At 71.4% G+C, this 19,244-nt stretch carries 21 protein-coding genes; 13 read left to right on the top strand and 8 right to left on the bottom strand.

Going from position 1 to position 19,244, the window contains the following annotated elements:
• Nucleotides 1-109 precede the first annotated feature (109 nt).
• Nucleotides 110-829, bottom strand: coding sequence for an ArsR/SmtB family transcription factor (locus tag Scani_RS32975; protein ID WP_159481393.1), 720 nt, complete (start codon nt 827-829; stop codon nt 110-112).
• Nucleotides 830-892: 63 nt separating this feature from the next.
• On the opposite strand from Scani_RS32975, the gene Scani_RS32970 reads away from it, so the two are divergent.
• Nucleotides 893-1,729, top strand: coding sequence for an isocitrate lyase/PEP mutase family protein (locus Scani_RS32970; protein ID WP_159481392.1), 837 nt, complete (start codon nt 893-895; stop codon nt 1,727-1,729).
• 128 nt (nt 1,730-1,857) lie between these two features.
• Here Scani_RS32970 and Scani_RS32965 read toward each other — a convergent pair whose 3' ends face one another.
• The gene (locus Scani_RS32965) at nt 1,858-2,148 is read right to left on the bottom strand and encodes a hypothetical protein (RefSeq protein WP_159481391.1); all 291 of its coding nucleotides are present in this window, start codon (nt 2,146-2,148) and stop codon (nt 1,858-1,860) included.
• Between the two features lie 432 nt (nt 2,149-2,580).
• Between Scani_RS32965 and Scani_RS32960 the strand changes: the two genes are divergently transcribed.
• Together Scani_RS32960 and Scani_RS32955 are read left to right on the top strand one after the other, a co-directional pair.
• Complete coding sequence (locus Scani_RS32960; protein WP_159481390.1) at nt 2,581-3,297, top strand: hypothetical protein; 717 nt, start codon at nt 2,581-2,583, stop codon at nt 3,295-3,297.
• Nucleotides 3,294-4,571: a sensor histidine kinase gene (locus Scani_RS32955; protein WP_246296284.1), complete on the top strand. Its 1,278-nt coding sequence runs from the start codon at nt 3,294-3,296 to the stop codon at nt 4,569-4,571. Before Scani_RS32960 ends, Scani_RS32955 begins: the two co-directional genes overlap by 4 nt.
• Nucleotides 4,572-4,752: 181 nt before the next feature.
• Here the strand turns inward: Scani_RS32955 and recQ are convergent, their stop codons facing one another.
• On the bottom strand, nt 4,753-6,852 hold the full coding sequence (gene recQ / locus Scani_RS32950) for a DNA helicase RecQ (protein WP_159481389.1): 2,100 nt from the start codon (nt 6,850-6,852) through the stop codon (nt 4,753-4,755).
• A 192-nt stretch (nt 6,853-7,044) separates the two neighbouring features.
• Here recQ and Scani_RS32945 point away from each other — a divergent pair, with 192 nt between their 5' ends.
• Together Scani_RS32945 and Scani_RS32940 are read left to right on the top strand one after the other, a co-directional pair.
• Entirely contained in the window at nt 7,045-7,626 is a 582-nt protein-coding gene (locus Scani_RS32945) for a DUF2165 family protein (RefSeq protein WP_159481388.1), read from the top strand.
• 137 nt (nt 7,627-7,763) lie between these two features.
• A complete protein-coding gene (locus Scani_RS32940) occupies nt 7,764-8,687 on the top strand; it encodes a UbiA family prenyltransferase (RefSeq protein WP_159481387.1) in 924 nt (307 codons plus the stop codon).
• Nucleotides 8,688-8,786: 99 nt separating this feature from the next.
• Here the strand turns inward: Scani_RS32940 and Scani_RS32935 are convergent, their stop codons facing one another.
• The 4 genes from Scani_RS32935 to Scani_RS32920 all read right to left on the bottom strand — a co-directional run bounded on the left by Scani_RS32935 (nt 8,787) and on the right by Scani_RS32920 (nt 11,879).
• Complete coding sequence (locus tag Scani_RS32935) at nt 8,787-9,482, bottom strand: response regulator (RefSeq protein ID WP_159481386.1); 696 nt, start codon at nt 9,480-9,482, stop codon at nt 8,787-8,789.
• Complete coding sequence (locus Scani_RS32930) at nt 9,479-10,621, bottom strand: sensor histidine kinase (RefSeq protein ID WP_159481385.1); 1,143 nt, start codon at nt 10,619-10,621, stop codon at nt 9,479-9,481. Before Scani_RS32930 ends, Scani_RS32935 begins: the two co-directional genes overlap by 4 nt.
• Before the next feature lie 278 nt (nt 10,622-10,899).
• Entirely contained in the window at nt 10,900-11,208 is a 309-nt protein-coding gene (locus Scani_RS32925) for a putative antibiotic biosynthesis monooxygenase (RefSeq protein WP_159481384.1), read from the bottom strand.
• A 50-nt stretch (nt 11,209-11,258) separates the two neighbouring features.
• Nucleotides 11,259-11,879 carry a hypothetical protein gene (locus Scani_RS32920; RefSeq protein WP_159481383.1) on the bottom strand — a complete coding sequence of 207 codons (621 nt, stop codon included), beginning with the start codon at nt 11,877-11,879 and terminating at the stop codon, nt 11,259-11,261.
• A gap of 223 nt (nt 11,880-12,102) precedes the next feature.
• On the opposite strand from Scani_RS32920, the gene Scani_RS32915 reads away from it, so the two are divergent.
• From Scani_RS32915 to Scani_RS32905, 3 genes are all read left to right on the top strand, one after another.
• Nucleotides 12,103-12,693: a TetR/AcrR family transcriptional regulator gene (locus Scani_RS32915; protein ID WP_159481382.1), complete on the top strand. Its 591-nt coding sequence runs from the start codon at nt 12,103-12,105 to the stop codon at nt 12,691-12,693.
• Nucleotides 12,694-12,870: 177 nt separating this feature from the next.
• The gene (locus Scani_RS32910; protein ID WP_246296282.1) at nt 12,871-13,614 is read left to right on the top strand and encodes a response regulator transcription factor; all 744 of its coding nucleotides are present in this window, start codon (nt 12,871-12,873) and stop codon (nt 13,612-13,614) included.
• Nucleotides 13,608-14,372, top strand: a complete 765-nt coding sequence (locus Scani_RS32905) for an HAD family hydrolase (protein ID WP_246296280.1) — start codon at nt 13,608-13,610, stop codon at nt 14,370-14,372. The genes Scani_RS32910 and Scani_RS32905 overlap by 7 nt, the downstream gene beginning before the upstream one ends.
• On the opposite strand, the gene Scani_RS32900 is transcribed toward Scani_RS32905, so the two are convergent.
• Nucleotides 14,332-15,003, bottom strand: a complete 672-nt coding sequence (locus tag Scani_RS32900; protein WP_159481381.1) for a 4'-phosphopantetheinyl transferase family protein — start codon at nt 15,001-15,003, stop codon at nt 14,332-14,334. The genes Scani_RS32905 and Scani_RS32900 overlap by 41 nt on opposite strands.
• Nucleotides 15,004-15,532: 529 nt before the next feature.
• Between Scani_RS32900 and Scani_RS32895 the strand changes: the two genes are divergently transcribed.
• The 5 genes from Scani_RS32895 (at nt 15,533) to Scani_RS32875 (ending at nt 19,244) form a co-directional block, all read left to right on the top strand.
• Nucleotides 15,533-16,876, top strand: coding sequence for a class I adenylate-forming enzyme family protein (locus Scani_RS32895; protein WP_159481380.1), 1,344 nt, complete (start codon nt 15,533-15,535; stop codon nt 16,874-16,876).
• A complete protein-coding gene (locus Scani_RS32890) occupies nt 16,873-17,613 on the top strand; it encodes an SDR family NAD(P)-dependent oxidoreductase (RefSeq protein ID WP_159481379.1) in 741 nt (246 codons plus the stop codon). The genes Scani_RS32895 and Scani_RS32890 overlap by 4 nt, the downstream gene beginning before the upstream one ends.
• Nucleotides 17,607-17,882: a hypothetical protein gene (locus tag Scani_RS32885; protein ID WP_159481378.1), complete on the top strand. Its 276-nt coding sequence runs from the start codon at nt 17,607-17,609 to the stop codon at nt 17,880-17,882. The genes Scani_RS32890 and Scani_RS32885 overlap by 7 nt, the downstream gene beginning before the upstream one ends.
• A 100-nt stretch (nt 17,883-17,982) precedes the next feature.
• Nucleotides 17,983-18,765 carry an AfsA-related hotdog domain-containing protein gene (locus Scani_RS32880; RefSeq protein ID WP_159481377.1) on the top strand — a complete coding sequence of 261 codons (783 nt, stop codon included), beginning with the start codon at nt 17,983-17,985 and terminating at the stop codon, nt 18,763-18,765.
• A gap of 155 nt (nt 18,766-18,920) precedes the next feature.
• A complete protein-coding gene (locus Scani_RS32875; protein ID WP_159481376.1) occupies nt 18,921-19,244 on the top strand; it encodes a YciI family protein in 324 nt (107 codons plus the stop codon).

Below are 19,244 nucleotides of genomic sequence, written 5' to 3'. Positions count from 1 at the left end.
GGGCCGATGGCGTGAGGGGCGGCACCCGTGTGCATGCACCTTTCGGCAGCGGCGCTGGGACGTCAGCCGCTCGCCCGAGGCCGGCCCCCGCTCGCGCCCCCTCACCCCCTCACATCAGATCCGCCGTCTCCCCATCGATCCCCAGCAGGTCGTGCAGCGCCGTCGCTCCGTCCGGGGTGAGGCGTACGGCCCTGCCGCTGCCGATCCGGCGGACCCAGCGTCGCTCCAGCAGCCGGTCGCAGAGCCGGGCGCCGGCCGTGCCCGCGAGATGGGTGCGGCGCTCGGTCCAGTCCAGGCAGGCGCGGGCCTGTGGCCGCCGCCCCGGGCGCAGTGTGGCCGGCTCGATCCCCAGGCCGTCGGTGAGCCAGTTCCGCCCGGTGTCGGTGAGGGCGAACCCGCCGTCCTGGTCGAGCAGCCCCCGTCCGGTCATGGCGTCGGTGATCGTCACGCCGAGCCGGCCGGCCAGGTGGTCGTAACAGGTGCGGCCCCGTGCGAGTGCGGCGGAGGCGCTCGCGGCGCGCAGCCCACGGGGCGGCTCGGCCGGCGGGGCGAGATGTGCGGTCAGGGATTCCAGCAGCTCGGCGACGCGCGGACCGGCGAGCTGGACGTAACGGTGGCGGCCCTGGCGGCGTTCCACCAGTAGCCCGCCGTCGGTGAGCCGGGTCAGATGCTCGCTCGCCGTCGAGGGGGCGACCTGCGCATACGCGGCCAGCTCGCCTGCCGTCCAGGCCCGGCCGTCGAGCAGGGCCAGGCAGAAGGCCGCCCGGGTGCGGTCCGCGAGCAGTGCGGCCAGCCGTGCGAGCTCGGAGCTGTACGCCGGAGTGGTCATGACTCCATTGTCCGCCGCGAGTCTTCGGCGCCTACCGAAGGGACTCCGGCCTACGGTGCCCATATGAGCACCTCCCCGGAGTACGCCACCTTCCACTTCCATGCGCTGCACCATGCCGACCAGCCGCTGCTGCTGCCCAACGCCTGGGACGTCATCTCGGCTGTCGCGCTCGCCGGGGCCGGATACGCGGCGGTCGGCACCACGAGCCTGGGCGTCGCCGCGGCCCATGGCTATCCGGACGGACGCGGGCTCGCCGAGGCCAGGGACGCGACGATGGCCCTGGCGCTGCGGCTCAACGGCCGGCTGGCCTGTCCGTACACGATCGACGTGGAGGGTGGGTTCGGCGGCGACGCCGGGCAAGTGGGGGACCTGGCCGCCGAGTTGGCGGAGGCGGGGGCCGCCGGGCTGAACCTGGAGGACGGGCTGCCCGGCGGTGAGGGGCTGCAGGATCCGGTGCGCCAGGCGGAATCGCTCAGGGCGGTGAAGGAACGGGCGCCGGGCCTGTTCCTCAATGCCCGCATCGACACCCACTGGCTGGCGGACAGCCCGCCACCGCTGTCGGTGACGCTCGAACGCGCCGAGACCTATCTGGCCGCGGGCGCGGACGGCATCTTCGTACCGGGTGTCATCGCCGACGAGGACGTGTCGGTTCTGGTCGCCGAGATCCCCGCCCCGGTGAACATCCTCTTCGCCCCCGGACGGCACACCGTCAGCCGTCTGGCGGATCTCGGCGTGCGTCGCATCAGCACCGGCTCGCTGCTCTTCCGTACGGCGCTGCAGGCCACGCTCACGGCGGCGGACGCCATCCGTACGGGCCGGCAAGGGTCCACGGGCGCGGCCGGGGCGGGCGGCGAGGTGCTGGGGTACGAGGAGGTACAGCGGTTGGTGGGGGAGGAGTAGCGGGTCGGGGGAGCGAGCTCGGCTGGGCGCGAGGCCGGGGCTCAGGTCTGGCGTCCCGGTTTGCCGCGGATCAGGCCTGGCGTCCCCGGGCGTCGCCGATCAGGCCCGGCGTCCCTGTCGCGGCTCGCTCAGGCCTGGGCCCGGCGTGCCCGGCTGCCGTGGCGCCGGCGGTGCACGGCGAGCACCGCACCTGCCACGCCCAGCGCACCAGCACCGCCTATCACCCCGGCCTTGGGCAGGTGACCGGCCTTCTCGGCCAGCCCGGCCAGACCGTTGTCGGGCAGCATGATCGACTTCCGGCTCTCCGTGGGCGCGGTGGAGTCGGCGGCGAAGGCGGCACCTGCGGGAAGCAGCAGGACGGCCAGCGCACCGGTCGCGACGGTGGCGGTACGGATCACGGAGCGGTGCTGGGCCCGCATGGGTACTCCTCGTCGTGGGCGGCTCGGGCCGCCGTAGGGGTGTGGTTACTAAGGAGCACGCTACGGAGCGTCCTTAACGGTAATCCGTACGTTGTGTAACAGTCACCGAGATCTCTGGGGGCGGTCATGTGAAGGAGCCCCCTCCCGGCGGGGGCGAAGGCCCCAAAAGCCGCCAGAATGGCCGACTCAAAGATTCCGTTCGTGACTGACTTGGATAGATTTGTGTCGAATTACGTCCACCTATGAGGAGTTTTCTACGCAGAGTGGTCACGAGGGGCGATCGGTTCCACGGGGCCATCGGACTGTCGGAAGCACGGCCCGGGGTGCGAGGCGAGAGGGCGTACAGGCGCGCGGGCGAACAGGAGCGAAGGCGCGAAAGTGCGCCGGTGGATACGCGCGACGGCGCGAAGGCGCGAAGGCGGTGGCGACGGCATGCGACGGCTGCGACCCCGCACGGCGCCGACCCCTCTCCCGGCCCGCTTCATGCACTCCGCCCGCTCCCGTCCCTCTGCCTTCTCCGCTCCGTGCGTCCGCTCCCTCCTCTCCAGCCTCGCCGCCCTCACCTCCCTCGCTCTCCTCGCGACCGGATGCGCGGACGTGGAGGGGCTGCAGAGCGAGGGGCGCGCCCGGGACGTGGATGCGCCACTGGTGCTGTGGCCGCACTATTCGCCCGCCCCGCCCAGGCGTGACGAGAATCCGGCGGCCCTGGTGCCCGTACCGCATGTCCCGCGCATCCCCAGCGGCTCCATGGCCGACGCGAAGCCGCTCGCCGTCCTCGACGCGGACATCACCGCGCAGGGGGAGACGCCGCCCGCCCCGAAGGCCGTGCGCCGCCCAGAGCTGCACGACCTCACGGGCGACGGCAAACCGGACCTGCTCATGGCCGTCAACCTCGATCCCCGCAACAGCGAGCTGCGGGTGTACAGCGTCCGGGACTCGGTGGTGACCCGGGTGCTCGTACTGCGCGGTGTGCTGGCCGGTGTCGAGCTGGCGGCCGGGCACCTCGCCATCCGCGAGCCCACCAAGGATCCGCGCTACGTCAGCGTCATCGACTATCTCTGGGACGGCGATTCGATGGGCCTGTGGAACCTCACCCTCGACGACGCCCGTACGTCCCAGACCCCGCAGCCCGGCGGCGGCAGCCCGTGAAACGCCCCGCGGTCTCCCTCCGCTGGAAGATCGCGCTGACCGTGATGGCGGTGAGCTGCGCGGTCGCGGCCGTCCTCGGCGCCCTCGTCCGCGATGAGGTGGCCCGCCAGACCGTCGGCCAGGTCCGCAAGGAGACCCGGGCAAACCTCGACACCGCCCTGGACCTCTTCGAGTACGGCACCTCGCGCGAGGGCCTCAACTCCCTCCTCGACCCGCCGCAACTGCCCGCCGATCTGCGCCGGTTGGCGCGCTCCGGCCGGCGCGGCACCATGGTGGGGACGTATCGGGGCCGCCCCGTCATGTGGGCGGCGGCGCCGGCCGACGGCCACGTCATGGCCGTCTGGTCGCCCTACGGCAACACCCGCCGCTCCCTCGACAATCTCGACACCGCCATCCTCGGCTCGGCCGTGCTCGCCGCCGCGGTCGTCGCCCTCGCCGGACTGTTCCTGGCCCATCGCATCAGCCGCCGACTGGCCACCACGGCGGCGGTCGCGCGCCGGATCACCGCCGGTGACCTGGACGCCCGGGTCGGCAACGGCGCGGATCAGGGGCCGGACGGCGGCTCCACGGGGCAGGACGAGGTGGCGGCGGTGGCCGCGGCGCTGGACTCGGTGGCGGGCTCCCTGCAGAGCCGCCTCCGGGCCGAACAGCGCTTCACCGCCGATGTCGCCCACGAGCTCCGTACGCCGCTCACCGGCATCCTCGCCTCGGCCGAGCTGCTCCCCGAGGGCCGCCCCAAGGAGATGATCAACGACCGGCTGCGGGCGCTACGGGGCCTCATCGAGGACCTGCTGGAGATCTCCCGGCTGGACTCCGGCACCGAGCACGCCGACCTCGCCGCCTATGACCTCGGGACGCTGGTCGAAAGCTCCGTACGCGCCACCGGCTTCGACACCGTGGTGGAGATCTCCGCCGACGCGGTGGTCGAAACCGACCGCCGCCGCCTCGACCGCATCGTCGCCAACCTCGTCATCAACGCACACCGGCACGGCCGGCCCCCCGTCCTCGTCACCGTCGACGCCCCGCCCGGCGGCCCGCCGGCCATCGAGGTGCGCGACCACGGCCCCGGATACCCCGAAGACCTGCTGCATCACGGCCCGCAGCGCTTCCGCACCGACGCCCCGGGCCGGGGGAAGGGCCACGGCCTGGGCCTGACCATCGCCGTCGGCCAGTCCGCCGTCCTGGGCATCGACCTCCGCTTCACCAACGCCCCCGACGGCGGCGCCCACGCGATCCTCCGGCTTCCCCGCGACGCCCACCGCGCTGATTCCTGACCCGCCCCGAGCGGCATGACGGGTCGGCCCGCCGGAGGCCGGATGCCCCCCGGCAGCTCACCCGCCCCGCGGCCCGGTCTCGCGCCGGGCCCGGCCGACGGACCCACCAGCGGTGTGCGTGCACCGGCCGCACGGCCACCGACGCGGTTCCCGCCCCGTCGGCGACCGCCCGACCGCGCTGTCACCAGTCGATGTCATCCGGCGGCTCCGGGAACGCCTCCTCGTCCTCGGGCTCAGGGGCCACAGGAGCAGCACTCACTGCCGCACCGCTCCGCCTGGACGCCCCGGCGCCCCCGGTCATCCCCGGTGCCCCGGCCGCCCCTGTTGCCTCGATCGCCGGCGTGGCCGCGGCTCGTGCTGTCGCCCCCGCCGTCTCGGTCGTCGCGCCGTCGCCCTCCTCGCCGGCGGTCTCGCGCCCCGCCAGCACATCCAGGAGCTGCGATCCGTACTTCGCGAGCTTGTTCTCGCCGACCCCGTTGACCGTGCCGAGCTCGTCCGTCGTCGTCGGCCGGGCGGTGGCGATCTCCCGCAGCGTGGCATCGTGGAAGATCACATACGCGGGTACGCCCTGCTCCTTGGCCGTACGTCCCCGCCAGCCGCGCAGCGCCTCGAAGACCGGCAGTGCCTCTGCCGGCAGGTCCGCCGGCGCCGCACGCTTGCCCTTCGACTTCGCCTTGGCCGCCCGCGCCGCCTTCTCCGGCTCCCGCCGCATCGGCACCTCGCGCCGGCCGCCCAGCACCTCGCCGCTCGCGTCGGTGAGCACCAGCGTGCCGTAGTCACCCTCGACGGCGAGCAGCCCCTGCGCCAGCAACTGCCGCACGACTCCCCGCCATTCGGCCTCCCGGAGATCGTCCCCGACCCCGAAGACGCTCAGCCCGTCGTGATCGAACTGAATGACCTTGGCGGTTTTCTTCCCCGTCAGGATGTCGATGATCTGGCCCGCGCCGAACTTCTGCCCGCGCTCACGCTTCAGCCGTACGACCGTGGACAACAGCTTCTGCGCGGCGACCGTGCCGTTCCAGGTCTCCGGCGGGGCCAGGCAGGTGTCGCAGTTGCCGCAGGCGCTGCTCTCCTGGCCGAAGTAGGCCAGCAGCCGGACCCGCCGGCACTGCACCGTCTCGCACAGCGCCAGCATCGCGTCGAGATGGGCCGACAGCCGCCGACGGTGGGCCTCGTCGCCCTCCGATCCGTCGATCATCTTCCGCTGCTGCACCACATCCTGTAGCCCGTACGCCAGCCAGGCCGTCGACGGCTGCCCGTCGCGCCCCGCACGCCCCGTCTCCTGGTAGTAGCCCTCCACCGACTTCGGCAGATCCAGATGCGCCACGAACCGCACATCGGGCTTGTCGATGCCCATGCCGAACGCGATCGTGGCGACCACGATCAGCCCGTCCTCACGCAGGAACCGGGACTGGTGCTCGGCACGCGTCCGCGCATCGAGCCCCGCGTGATACGGCACTGCCGCGATGCCGTTCTCCACCAGGAACTGCGCGGTCTTCTCGACCGAGGCGCGCGACAGGCAGTAGACGATCCCCGCGTCCCCCGCATGCTCGTTGCGCAGCAGGTCCAGCAGCTGCTTCTTCGGCTCGCTCTTCGCCGCGATCCGGTACTGGATGTTGGGCCGGTCGAAGCTCGCCACGAAATGCCGGGCGTCCGCCATCCGCAGCCGCGAGGTGATCTCGTTGTGGGTGGCCTCGGTCGCGGTGGCGGTCAGCGCGATCCGCGGCACCTCGGGCCAGCGCTCGTGCAGCATCGACAGCGCCAGATAGTCCGGCCGGAAGTCATGGCCCCACTGCGCGACGCAGTGCGCCTCGTCGATCGCGAAGAGCGAGATCTTTCCGCGGTCCAGCAGGTTCAGCGTCTGCTCGACCCGCAGCCGCTCGGGCGCCAGATACAGCAGATCCAGCTCCCCGGACAGGAACTCGGCCTCGACGAGCCGCCGCTCCTCCAGATCCTGGGTCGAATTCAGGAATCCGGCCCGCACCCCGAGCGCCCGCAGGGCATCGACCTGGTCCTGCATCAATGCGATCAGCGGCGAGACGACTACCCCCACACCGCCCCTGACCAGCGAGGGAATCTGGTAGCACAGCGACTTTCCGCCACCGGTCGGCATCAGGACGACCGCGTCCCCGCCGCCCACGACGTGCTCGATGATCTCCTGCTGACTGCCGCGGAACGACTCGTACCCGAACACCCGGCGGAGCACCTGCACCGCCTCGCTTGCGTCCGAAGCGCCTTCCACATCCATGTCCACGACCACTTCCACGTCCGCCAGAGCCATTCCTGAAGCCTACGAGTTCCGAGGGGGTCCTCGTCGACCCTGTGGACAACTCACGACTCCGCCGGGGCGGGCCCGCCGGCCAGGCCGATCGGGCAGGCCGAAGAGGGAGCTGTCGGCGCGGTTCCGGGCCCGGCAGGCTGAAGCGCACCGCACCACTCGCTTCCTTCCGTGCCCCGCTGAGGAGAATCCGCCATGGCTCTGACCGCCGAACCGTCCCTGAAGGCCGCCGCCCCGAGCTCCACCGCGGCCGCCGCCGACCTCTCCGTCCGCTCCCGGCTGACCGCCCTGAATGCCTTCCTGATGAGCGGCCTGACCCTGTGGCTGGGCCTGGTCACGCTCAACAACCTGACCGACTTCGCCACCAACCGTGCGCTGATCGCGCGGATGCTGACCATGACCGACCTGGTCCACGACCCGGTGCGGGGCAACGGCCTGGAGTGGAAGGCGATGCCGGAGTCCTTCGCCACCCCGGCGCTGATCGGCGTCATCGTCTACGAGGTGGCCGCGGTGGCGCTGCTGGCCTGGGCCGCGGTGGGCATGTGGCGCCGGGCCCGCGGTGCGCGGACGGGCATCGCGACGACCCAGCGGGCCAACCTCGCCCTCGGTGCCTTCGTCGGGCTGTTCCTGATCTTCCTGTCCGGTGGCATGTGGTTCGGTTACTGGATCTACATCGGCGCGGCCCAGCAGGTGCACTTCACCGGCCTCATCATCGGTCTGCTCGCGGCGCTGCTGGTCAACCTGCCCTCGGTGACCGGTGCGCAGCGGGAGCAGTGACCCGCGAAGCCCTCATGCCAGGCCGCACATGCTCTGCCGGTGGGTCATCCGATACCCCCTCATCCCCCTAAAGGGGTATCGGATGACCTGCCGACGGGGCATGTGCGGCCTCCTGCCCTCTGGCTACTGTTCCGGGCATGGGGGAATACATAGCGCAAATACCGCGAAACATCTCGTTAGTCCGCACGGCGGGCGCAGCGCGGGCCCTCCGCCTCTTCCTGGAAGAGAGCCGGCCGTGCGTCCAGATCATCTTCTTTCTGCGGTTCCTGGCCGGGGCCGTCACCACGACGGCACACCGCCCGGCGGGGTGGGGCCACCAGCTGATCGGCCCGGGTATCGCGTGGCTGCTGGCCTCGCTCTTCGCCTACGGCCTCAACGGCGTCTCGGATGTGGCGGAGGACCGGGTGAACGGGACCGGCCGGCCGATCGCCCGCGGGGAGCTGTCGCCGCGGACCGCCGCCGCACTGACCTGGACGGCCGCGGGGGGCTCCCTGGTCACGGCTCTGGCCTGCGGTGATGCGCTGTTCGTCGGGTTCGTTCTGCTCTACCTGGTGATCGGTTACGCCTACTCCGGGGCGCCGTTCCAGCTCAAGTGCAGCGCCCTGGGTGCCTCCGGGGCGGTGCTGGTGATGGGGCTGCTGACGTACGCGGCGGGCTGGCAGGCCGTCGGCGGGGGCGCGCCGTCCGCGGCGACGGTCGCGCTCGCGGTGACCATGTCGCTGTGGATGTGTGTGGTGGGCGCGGTGACCAAGGACTTCTCGCACGCCCGGGGGGACGCCGCGGCCGGCCGCCGTACCTCCGTCACCGCCTGGGGCCCGTCGGCCGCGCGCCTGGTCGCCGCGGTCGGAGCACCGGCCGTCGCGGCCGGGTTCCTGCTCGCGGGCCTGTCGTCGCCGGTGCTCCGGGTGCCGTCGCTGGTGCTGCTCGGCGGGGCCCTGACCGTGGCGGTGCTGTGCTGGACGACCCGGCACGACCCGGCACGCGGCCGGGCGCCGTACCGGGCCTTCATGGTCTCCCAGCACCTGGTGCACGTGGCACTGTTCCTGCAGCTCGCCGTCTGAGCACCTGCCGCGCCGGCGCCCCGGCGGCAGCACCCGGTCTTCGCACCCCAGCGTGCCGAGGCCGGGCACGTGCGTTCCGCGGCAGGGCGGCCCGGGCGGTCAGAAGCCCTGGCGCGCGGGGAACCGTGCCAGGGAGGACGGCCCGTTGGGACGGCGCGCCAGCATGCCGTTGCTGGTGGCCTTGTTGACGGCATCGATCCGGGAGACGGCGTCGAGCTTGCTGAAGATGTTGCGCATATGGCGCTTGACGGTCCCCTCGGCGATGCCCAGCCGGGCCGCGATCTGCCGGTTGCTCATCGCCTGGGCCACCAGTGCCAGCACCTCGGCCTCGCGCTCGGACAGCCGGTCGGTGCCCTCGGGTTCGGGAGCCGGGGCGCGCAGACTGTCCGGCGAGATGGAGACGGTGACGGTGTTCCGGCTGCTGAGCACACAGTCCCGGATGGCCGTCACCAGGGTGTCGCGTCCGGTGCTCTTGTGCAGATAGCCGCGGATGCCGAGCGCGAGCAACTCCTGTACGAGGTGCTGCCCGTCGTACATGCTCAGCACGATGATGTGCAGGCCCGGATCGCGTTCCAGGAGGCGGCGTACGGTCACGGGCGGGTCATTCAGCGGCATCTCGATGTCGAGGAGGACGACTTCGGGCCGCAGTTCCGCGGCGATCCGGATGGCGTCCTCGCCATTGCCGGCCTGCGCGACGATCTCGAAGCTCGGCTCGGAACGCAGCAGGTCGCACAGCGCCTCGCGGAGCAGGGTGTGGTCGTCCGCGACGAGTATCCGTACCGGGGCGGCGGTCATCGGCGTCCCTCGATCCCCGGTGCCCGGCCCGGCCCCAGCGGCGGGGGCGCGGGGTCCTCCTTGATCGGGATCCAGATCGTGACGTGGGTGCCCCGGCCGGGTGAGGAGTCGATGTTGAGGGTGCCGTCGAGCAGTTCGGCGCGCTCCTCCAGTCCCGTCAGCCCGTTGGACCGGCCGCTGCGGTGCACGGACGGGAGGTCGAATCCGAGGCCGTCGTCGATGACCTCGGTCTGGATCTCGTGCGGGGCGATGTCGATGTGGACGACGACGTTGCCCGCCTCCGCGTGGCGGTAGACGTTGCGCAGGCACTCGCGGACCATGAGGAACAGCTCCTCGGACACCGCCGTCGGGATCCACTCGTCCAGCCCGCGGACCCACAGCTGGACCGGGGTGCGGGCGTCGCCCATGGACGTGACGAAGTGGTTCAGCGCGGTCTCCAGCGAGCCGGCCACGGTCGGCCTGCGCAGCTCGGTGACCAGTTCCCGGGTACTGGCGAGGGTCTCCAGCACGGCTTCCCGTGCGGCCCGTACATGCTTGGGCACGTCCTCGCCGCGGCCGCTCAACTCCAGTTCGTACAGCTCGATCTGGCGCATCGCCAGGCTCAGGGAGTTGCCGATCTGGTCATGGATCTCGCGGGCGAGTTTGCGGTGCCCTTGTTTGTGCACCTCCCGGACCCTGGCCAGCATGAAGGAGTCGTAGCCGATGGAGCCCGCTTCCAGGCGGCGGCCGACGCTGTGCTGGAGCGAGCGCACGGCGGCGGTGTAGGAGCTCCAGGGGGCCTGGTCGGCCTCGGTCCACTCGACGATCCGGTCGAGGACCAGGTCGAAGAGGAGCACACCGGCCCGCACCGAGTGGGTGAGATGGACGCCCTGGCGTACCCGTTCCCCGCCGAGGTCGACCACTTCGGCGATATGGGTGTCGGAGACGAGCGGCTTTCCGGCCGTGTAACTGCGGGCGCAGTCCCGGTAGATGCGGCGGGCCTGAAGCTCGCACTGGGACCAGGCTTCGGCGCTCAGGGCGAGCGGGCTGTTGATGGCGCGAAGCCGTTCGAGGTACTGGACGATGACCAGTTCCTCGTTGCTCTGTAAACGACTTTCGGAAACGGTGCCTGCTCTGTGGAGCGGTGCCTCGCCGTTCATACGCCCGCCTTCCCCGCACGTCTGGTGTGCGGACCGGTGACGCAGACGGGCAGCAGCCTTTTCGTGACCAGCACTTGTGTCCTCCCCCAGCGGAATGTCCGCCGCCCTGGCCGGGCGGTGGCTCATTTCCAACCGCACAATGCGAAGGCAGCTTAGCCGACTGTGCTTTCAGCCACAGGGGTTGCCCGAGCGGCCGGCGGGCGGGAGACGGCTGTCCCGTCTTCCGCCCGCCGGCCGCGCGTGGGGCTCGTGCTCGCGCCGGACACGGCCGGCCGATCTCAGCCCTGCTTCCGCCGCAGCACGGCGGCCCGGACCTTGAGCAGATTCGGCACCAGGACGTAGACCACGAGCGGGACCACCAGCCCGGTGATGACCAGGACGCGCAGGGCCACGGGCAGCGGCATCAGCGCCGGGCCGAGCGCGATCTGCGCGAGGGTGATGCAGGGGTAGACGGCCAGCCAGGTCAGCAGGGCCCGCATGTGCACGGAGGGGAGCGCCGGAGCCGGAGCCGGGGCGGCGTGCTGCGGGGCGGCGTGCTGAGCGGTGCGGTCGGCGGTGACGGCGGGCGCGGTGGTCATGGTGGTCATGGCGTTCTCCTCGATGGCGGTGCGAAGCGGGTGGGCGGGGCGGTCGGAACTCATACGAGGGCGTACGGCGCGGACGGCTGGATGCCGGCGCCCTCGCGGGCGGCGATCCAGCGGTCGTGCAGCCACATCTCGGTGCCGCGGCGGCCGGCGGCGGAGTCCCAGCGGATATCGCGTTCGAAGGTCAGGACGGTGCGGTCGGCTCCGATCACGACCCAGGCGTACAGGCCGTCCGGGTGGCGGGTTTTGACCTTGGTGCCGGAGACCGTGACGGGTTCGTTCCCGGGGCCGGCGATCTGCTCGTGGTGCGGGGCGACCCACTGGACGGCCAGCGCGGCGGCGTACTGCGGGTCGAGCCCGGTCAGGAACCGGAAGGCCGCGGTGCGGGCCTCGTCCTCGCCGGGCAGCTCCCGCTCCGCACCCGGTGGGGGTACGGCGAGCCGGGTGTAGCCGAGGAGGACGTCCTCGTCGTCGAGCACCACGCTCAGGTGGGGCCCGCCGGAGAGAGCGGACTGCTGCGGGGCGGGCTGCTGGAAGCGGACGACGGTGACGGGGCGGCCGTCGTGCGTCTCCCGGCGTGTTCCGGCCGCCTCCCACCCTCCGTGGAACGGAAGGCCGGCTCGGGACAGCGCCAGACCGGTGCGGGCGACGTCGCTGGTGGTGGTGGCAGCCATGGGGCGGGGTCCTCACTCTGCTCGGAAGGGCCGTGGACGCGGGGGCGTACGGGCAAGGCGTGCAAGTGGTGCGGGGCGTACGGGTGTTGCGTGTCCTGGGGCCGGTCGGGGGCCCGATTCCGGGTTCCCGTTGCGGCGACACTCTGAAGGTAGGCAACCAACCAGTTGGTTGTCAACCATCTAGTTGGTTGGCTTCTGGGGGGAACCGCTCTACGCTGGAGCCATGACCCAGGACACGACCCAGACCAAGGCCCGGCTGCTCGCCGCCGCCAAGAAGGAATTCGCAGCTCACGGCATTGCGGGCGCCCGCGTGGACCGCATCGCCGAGCTGGCGGGCGTGAACAAGGAGCGCATCTACGGCTACTTCGGGAACAAGCAGAAGCTCTTCGACCTGGTGGTGGCCGGCGCCCTGGACGAGCTGGCCGAGGCCGTACCGCTGGAGCCCGGCGACGACCCCGCCGAGTACGTGGGCCGGGTCTACGACTTCCACAGCGCCCACCCGGAGCTGGTGCGCCTGTTCCTGTGGGAGGGGCTGCACTACCGGGACGACGTGCTGCCCAACGAGGCCCGTCGCGCCGGCCACTACGAGCGCAAGGTCCAGGCCCTCGCCGCGACCTTCGGCACCGACGACGCCCCGAAGGTGGCCGCCTGCCTGCTGAGCCTGATCGGGCTCGCCGCCTGGCCGAACGCGGTGCCGCAGATGACCCGGCTGATCCTCGGAGAGACCGCGGCGCAGGCCGATCTGCGCACCCAGGTGGTCGAGTTCGCCCGCCAGGCCGTGGCCGGCTCGTTCCCCTCCACCGTGGGGGCATGACGCCGCATCCTCCATCCGGCAGCTGGACACCCGATACCGCTCCGGGTCCAGCTGCTACTCCTTTCTGAGCACCGGCCGCCCGGACTAGGGGGTAGTGGAGCCCTGCTGAGCCCTGCGCACGGCTAGCGTCCGTGACGTGGGTGCAATCGCATGCACCCAGATGGGGGTTCAGATTTCATGTTGCGACACAGTGCGGCGCCACCCGCCCTTGCTGCACCGCCGGCGGTCTTCCTCGCGATACCCAACGAGCTGCAGCGCTTCGGCATGGTGGGCATGCTGCGGTCCGTGGAGTCCATGGGCCACTGCACCGCCCACGCGGCCCTCGCCGACGCGGTCGCCGCCGTGCGCGATCCACGGACCAGCATTCTGCTGACCACCCCGGACGCCGTCGATCCGGCGGGCGAAGTCGCCCTGCGTCGCGCCACCCACGACGGCCTGCGGATCCTGCTCCTGCTGCCGGACACCGAGGACGCGACGATCGGGCAGGCGGGGATCCTGCCCGGTGCGTCCCTGCTGGTCTCCGGCGACCTGAGCACCCAGACCCTCACCGAGAGTCTGGCCGCCACGGCCGCCGGGGAGACCTACATCCCCGCCGCCCTCACCCATACCCTGCTGCGCCGGGCCGGCCACGGCGAGGTCCGCGCCGGTGGCGCGCCCCGGCTGACGCCCCGTGAGCGCGAGACGCTGGTGCTGCTCGTGGACGGCTACAGCAACAAGCAGATCGCCCGCCGGCTGCGGATCTCCGAGCACGGCGCCAAGCGCCTCGTGGCCAACATCCTCGCCAAGCTCAACTGCCCCAACCGCACCCTGGCGGCCGCGCGAGCCCTTCGCGAAGGGCTGTGCGCCGAGCAGACCGCGGACTCCTCCGCCTTCCCCCACACCGGGCCCGTCCCGGTGCCCGACACCGTTTCTGGATGGTGAACGTCCCTATGGGCACCCGTGAACGAGCCGCGTTCTTCGATGTCGACGAGACGCTGCTCAACACCAAGAGCATGTTCCACTTCCTGCGCTTCTGGATGGCGCGCCAGGGCGATGACGGCAGCGCGTACGACGCCGTCATGGCCGAGGTGAACTCCCAGGCGGCGTCCGGCGTTCCCCGTACGGAGATCAACCGCCGCTACTACCGGCGCTTCGCCGGCGTCGACCACGCCGAACTGACGCAGGCGGGCCGCGACTGGTACGACGCCTACCGGCGCGAGGGCTCGGCCGTCGTGGTCGCCGCCTGGGCCGCGGCGCGGCGGCACGCCCTGGCCGGCGACCTGGTGGCCCTGGTGTCCGGATCGTTCCGGGCGCTGCTGGAACCGCTCGCCGACGACCTCGGGGCGGACCTCATCCTCTGCTCCGAGCCGCTGGTGGGCGAGGACGGCCGTCTCACCGGCGAGATCCGGCGCCCGATGATCGGTGCGATCAAGGCGGACGCGGTCCGCGAAACGCTCGCCGCACTGGGCCTGTCGGCCGAGGAGTGCTCCTGTTACGGCGACCACTCCAGCGACCTCGACATGCTCCAGGTCGTCGGGGACCCGGTCGTCGTCGGCGCCGACCCCGTACTGCTCGAACGCGCGCAGACCCTGGACTGGGCGGTGCTCTCGGCGGCCGCCGGCCCGCTGCGTGCCCGCAGGCCGGACGCGGTGCGACGGATCAGCGCGCAGCACGGCCCCGTCGCACCGCGAGGGCGGTGAGGACCAGCCCCTCGCGCAGCGACCAGTGGCCGGTGAGCCAGGTCAGCCGCTTGCCGTCCACCACCGGGCCCGGCACCAGCAGCCGGGCCCGGAACGTGCCCGCACCCGGATCGAACGTCATCCGGGCGTCCCGGAAGCCGAGCCAGCGGCCGGTGAGCGGGTTGAACACCTTGTAGACCGTCTCCTTCGCGCTGAACATCACCGTCCCCCAGTGCACCTCGGGGAACTCCCGCTCCAGTGACCGGAGATGCTCTCGCTCCGCGGGCACCGAGATGCTGTCGAGCACCCCCGGGGGCAGTGGCCGGTGCGGCTCCGCGTCGATGCCCATCGCATGCAGGTCGGAGGCGCGGGAGAGCGCCGCCGCGCGGTAGCCGTCGCAGTGCGTCATGCTGCCGATGAGCCCGGCGGGCCACCGCGGTTCGCCTTTGGGACCCGACGGGATACCGGCCGGCGGCACGCCGAGCGCGGCCATCGCGGTGCGGGCGCAGTGCCGGGTGGTGGTGAACTCCCGCCGGCGCGGCTCGGTGCACGCCTCCAGTGCCGCCGCCTCTTCGGGAGCCGTCGGGGCGTCCGGGATGTCCGCGGTGGTGTCCACGCAGGCGACGGCGGACGGCAGGATCTGCTGCATCATCACTTCTCCTGGGATGGTGCCGCGAGCGCTCGGCGCATCGCGGAAACAGGGCGCGGCGTCGGACAGCACGCGCCGGGGGGCGCCGGCGCAGGCCGGCCGCCCACTGCCATCCCAGGACAGGTCACGGCAGTACAGCTTTACGTCTCGCATGGTGCCGCTCCGGTGCCCTCCGCGGCCACCCGGTAAATCGGCCGGGCCGGCCGGGTACACCACGTGGGCACTCCCTTTGGGCGCCCCCTTTGGGCACTCCCATTGGCCACTCCCTTCGGACCGGGTATGCGCACACCCCCCTCGGACACACCCTTCGCGCACCCCATTCGGGCACCCCGCACGGATATCTCATCCGGCCATTCCGGTGTGCCTGGCCCGGTGAATGCACCAGCCGAGCTGCCGGAAGTGAGGCGTTGTCACCCCGGAAAAGGGGCGCCTAGAGTTCAGGCAACGAAAAGGCACCGCGGTAAAAGCGATCGAGCGCCACAGCGGAAAAATTCTGATGCGCACCGGCGAAAACACCTTGGAGTGACGAGAAATGACCCACCCGTTTCTGGACCGGCTGAAATCCTTCGGGTACGCCGAGGCCGTGGTCTTCGAAAAGCGCAGCTACCGCTACGACGACCTGCTGCGTCTGGTGGCCGAGTGGCGGATGTTCCTCGACCGGCACGACGTCACCGCCGGCCAGGTCGTCACGCTGGAGGGCGCCTACTCGCCCGAGGCCTGCGCGGGGCTGCTGGCGCTGATCGAGCGCGGTGTGATCGTGGTGCCGCTGACCACGCTGCCCGCCGCCAAGCGCGCCGAGTTCCTGGACGTGGCCATGGTGGAGACGGTGATCCGGGTCGACCCGGGCGGCGCGCACCACTGCGAGTCCACCGGCAGCCGCGCCGACCACGAGCTGTACACGCGGCTCCGCGAGGCCGGCCACCCGGGCCTGGTGCTCTTCAGCTCCGGCACGTCGGGCCGCAGCAAGGCCTCGGTGCTGGACTTCGAGAAGGTCCTGGCGCGCTACGGCGAGGCCACCCGCCCGTCCCGGATCCTGTCGTTCCTGAGCCTGGACCACATCGGCGGCGTCAACACCCTGCTGCACACCCTCAGTCAGGGCGGCACCGTGATCACCGTGGCCGAGCGCACCCCGGAGGCGGTGTTCGAGGCGATCGCCGACCACCACGTCCAGATCCTGCCGACCACCCCGACGTTCCTGAACATGGTGCTGATCTCCGGCGCCCATGAGCAGTACGCCACCGACTCGCTCAAGCTGGTCACCTACGGCACCGAGCCGATGCCGGAGCGGACCCTGGAGCGGTTGACCGACGCGCTCCCCGGGGCCCGGCTGAAGCAGACGTACGGCCTGTCCGAGCTGGGCATCCTGCCGACCCGTTCGCGCGACGACGGCAGCCTCTGGCTCAAGCTCGGCAGCTCCGGCTTCGCGCACAAGATCATCGACAACGTGCTGTGGATCCGCTCGGAAATGGCGATGCTCGGCTACCTCAACGCCCCCGCTCCCTTCGACGACGAGGGTTTCTTCAACACCCAGGACGTCGTCCGGACGGACGGTGAGTGGATCCGCATCCTGGGCCGCGACTCCGAGATCATCAACGTCGGCGGCGAGAAGGTCTATCCCAGCGAGGTCGAGTCCGTCCTGCTGGAGCTGGAGAACATCGCCGAGGCCACGGTCAGCGGGCGCCCCAGCCCGGTCACCGGGATGGTCGTCAAGGCCACCGTGACCCTGATCGAGGACGAGGACCGGCGTTCCGTCACCCGCCGGGTACGGGAGTTCTGCGGCCGGCGGCTGGAGCCCTTCAAGGTGCCGGTGCTGGTGGAACTCGCCTCCGCGCCGCAGCACTCCGACCGCTTCAAGAAGATCCGGAGCGCGGTATGAGCGCCCCGGACGGCGAGCGGGTCGCCCTGATCAGCGGCGGCAGCCGCGGGCTCGGCCGGCTGCTCGTCACCCGGCTGCTGGACGACGGCTGGCGGGTGGCCACCTTCAGCAGATCGGCCAACGACTGGGTGAAGGATCTCCAGGCCGAGCGGTCCGACCGCTTCCGCTGGGAGGCCGCCGAGCTCACCGACCCGGCCGCGCTGCGTGCCGTCGTCCGCGGTGTCATCGACTGGGCCGGCCGCGTCGACCTGCTCATCAACAACGCGGCCGTGCTGCACCAGGAACTCTTCCTCACCACCGCCCCCAAGAAGATCGAGCAGCTGCTCGCGGCGGATCTGCTGGCCCCCATCACCCTTGCCCAGAGCTGTGCGCGGGCGATGACCCGGCAGGGCGGCGGCCAGATCCTCAACGTGTCGTCCATCAATGCCATCCGCGGGTTCCGGGGGGTGGCGGCCTACTCCGCCGCCAAGGCCGGCCTCGACGGATTCAGCCGCAGTCTTGCCCGGGAACTCGGCGCCTTCAACATCCGGGTGAATTCCATCGTTCCGGGATTCTTCGACAGCGATATGACCGTCGAGGTGACGGACCGGAACAAGGAACGTATTCAGAAGCGCACCCCGCTCGGCCGGCTCGCCGATATCAATGAAATCGCCGATGCCGTGCTGTACCTGACCTCGCCCGGTGCCTCGTTCATCACCGGCCAGACCATCGTCGTAGACGGAGGAATCACATGCTGAATGCACAGGAAATCCAGGGAAAGATCCACAGTGAGATCGTCGGGCTGCTCGCCGAGGCCGAACTGCCCATCCCGGTCCTCACCGGCAGCGAAATCCTGAACAAGATCGGGCTCAGTTCGCTGCTGCTCGCCCGGCTGGTCATCCAGCTGGAGGTCGAGTTCGGCTTCGACCCGTTCGAGGAGGAGTACGTCATCTCCGACGTACGGACGCTCAAGGCGCTGGTCGACGCGTACGTGGACATGGCCGGCCGGGCGGCGGTCGCGGCCTGACGGCCCGCCCCGCCCCGCGGACGGCGATCCGTCCGTACCCCAGACCCGCCACGCCTGTTGCTCCACCCATCGTCATCCGCCACCACGAGGAGGAAGAGACATGTCGCACGCCTCGCAGGAAGCACCCGAAGCGCTTGTCGTCGTAGGGGACCGGTTCGAGGAATTCCTCGCCAACCGCGGGACCATCGGCTACTCCGCGCTGCTGACCCGGCTGCGCACCGGAGACCTGCCCGAGAGCCTGGCCATCAGCGTCGGCCAGGGGCTCTCCGCCGGCCAACTGGACGAACTGCGCGAGCTCGTGGAGCTGCGCACGCCCGCCGTCACCTTCGGCAAGCAGGGCCTCCCGGCCCACGCCGAACAGCGCCTGACGCACAAGCACAAACAGCGCAACGTGCTCGTCGGCCCGGTCGGACAGATCGGCGAGCGGCGGTTCGTCGCCGATCTCGTACTGGACGAGCGGGTCGAGGTACTGGAGGACCACCTCACCGGCCAGCACATACCGGCCATCACCCTGCTGGAAGCGGCCCGCCAGCTCTGGACGGTGGTGACCGAACAGTTCCTCCTCACCGGCACCGACCGCACCCGGTTCGTCATCAGCTCGGTCGACTCCTCCTTCCACAGCTTCGTGTTCCCGATGTCCGCCACGCTCAGCTACGAACTCCTGGAGCACACGCGCACCCCCGTCGGCACCGTCTTCCGCTGCCGGGTCGGCTTCCACCACGGCGAGGCGACGGCGCCGGCCGCCGAGGTCGAGGCCGAGTACCGCGTGATCCCGGAGAAGATCAGCGCCAAGCAGGAGGCCCTCGCCGCCCGGCAGGCCGTGGCCTCGGAAGTCACCCGCCTCCGTGAGCAGACCGCACCGGCCGAGAGCGTCGCGGTCTGACCGGGCGGGAGAGGCGGACGAGGCCGCCCGAGGACCGAAGGGCGCAGACGAGCGAGGGCGGGTGCCCACGACGGGCCCCGCTCACGCCGCCCACGGTCCGGCCCCCGACAGCCCCTCCCGCTCCCACCCCCTCACACCACCACAAGGAGAAGCACATGCTGTGGGTGATCCACTGCCTGGACGGTCCGGACACCGCCGCACTCCGGGCAGCCACCCGGCCCGCGCACTCGGCCCGGCTCCGGACGGCGGGCCTTCGGCCGGTGCTCTACGGCCCGTTGGTGCCGGACGACGGAGCCGGGGCGATCGGCAGCCTCCTCGTCGTGGAGGCACCGACCCGGCAGGAGGTGGCGGACTTCGTCGCCGACGACCCCTTCGCGGTCGCCGGCGTGTGGGACCGCATCTCGATCCATGCGTTCACCGCCTCCGAACGGTCACCGGTCCGCCTGCCGCCCGCCCCCGTGGAGGGGAACGCGCCGTGA

This window comes from Streptomyces caniferus, from assembly GCF_009811555.1.
GTDB classification, from domain to species: Bacteria; Actinomycetota; Actinomycetes; order Streptomycetales; family Streptomycetaceae; genus Streptomyces; species Streptomyces caniferus.
Note: the sequence above shows the minus strand (reverse complement) of the source record. Positions and strands in the feature narration are given on the sequence as shown.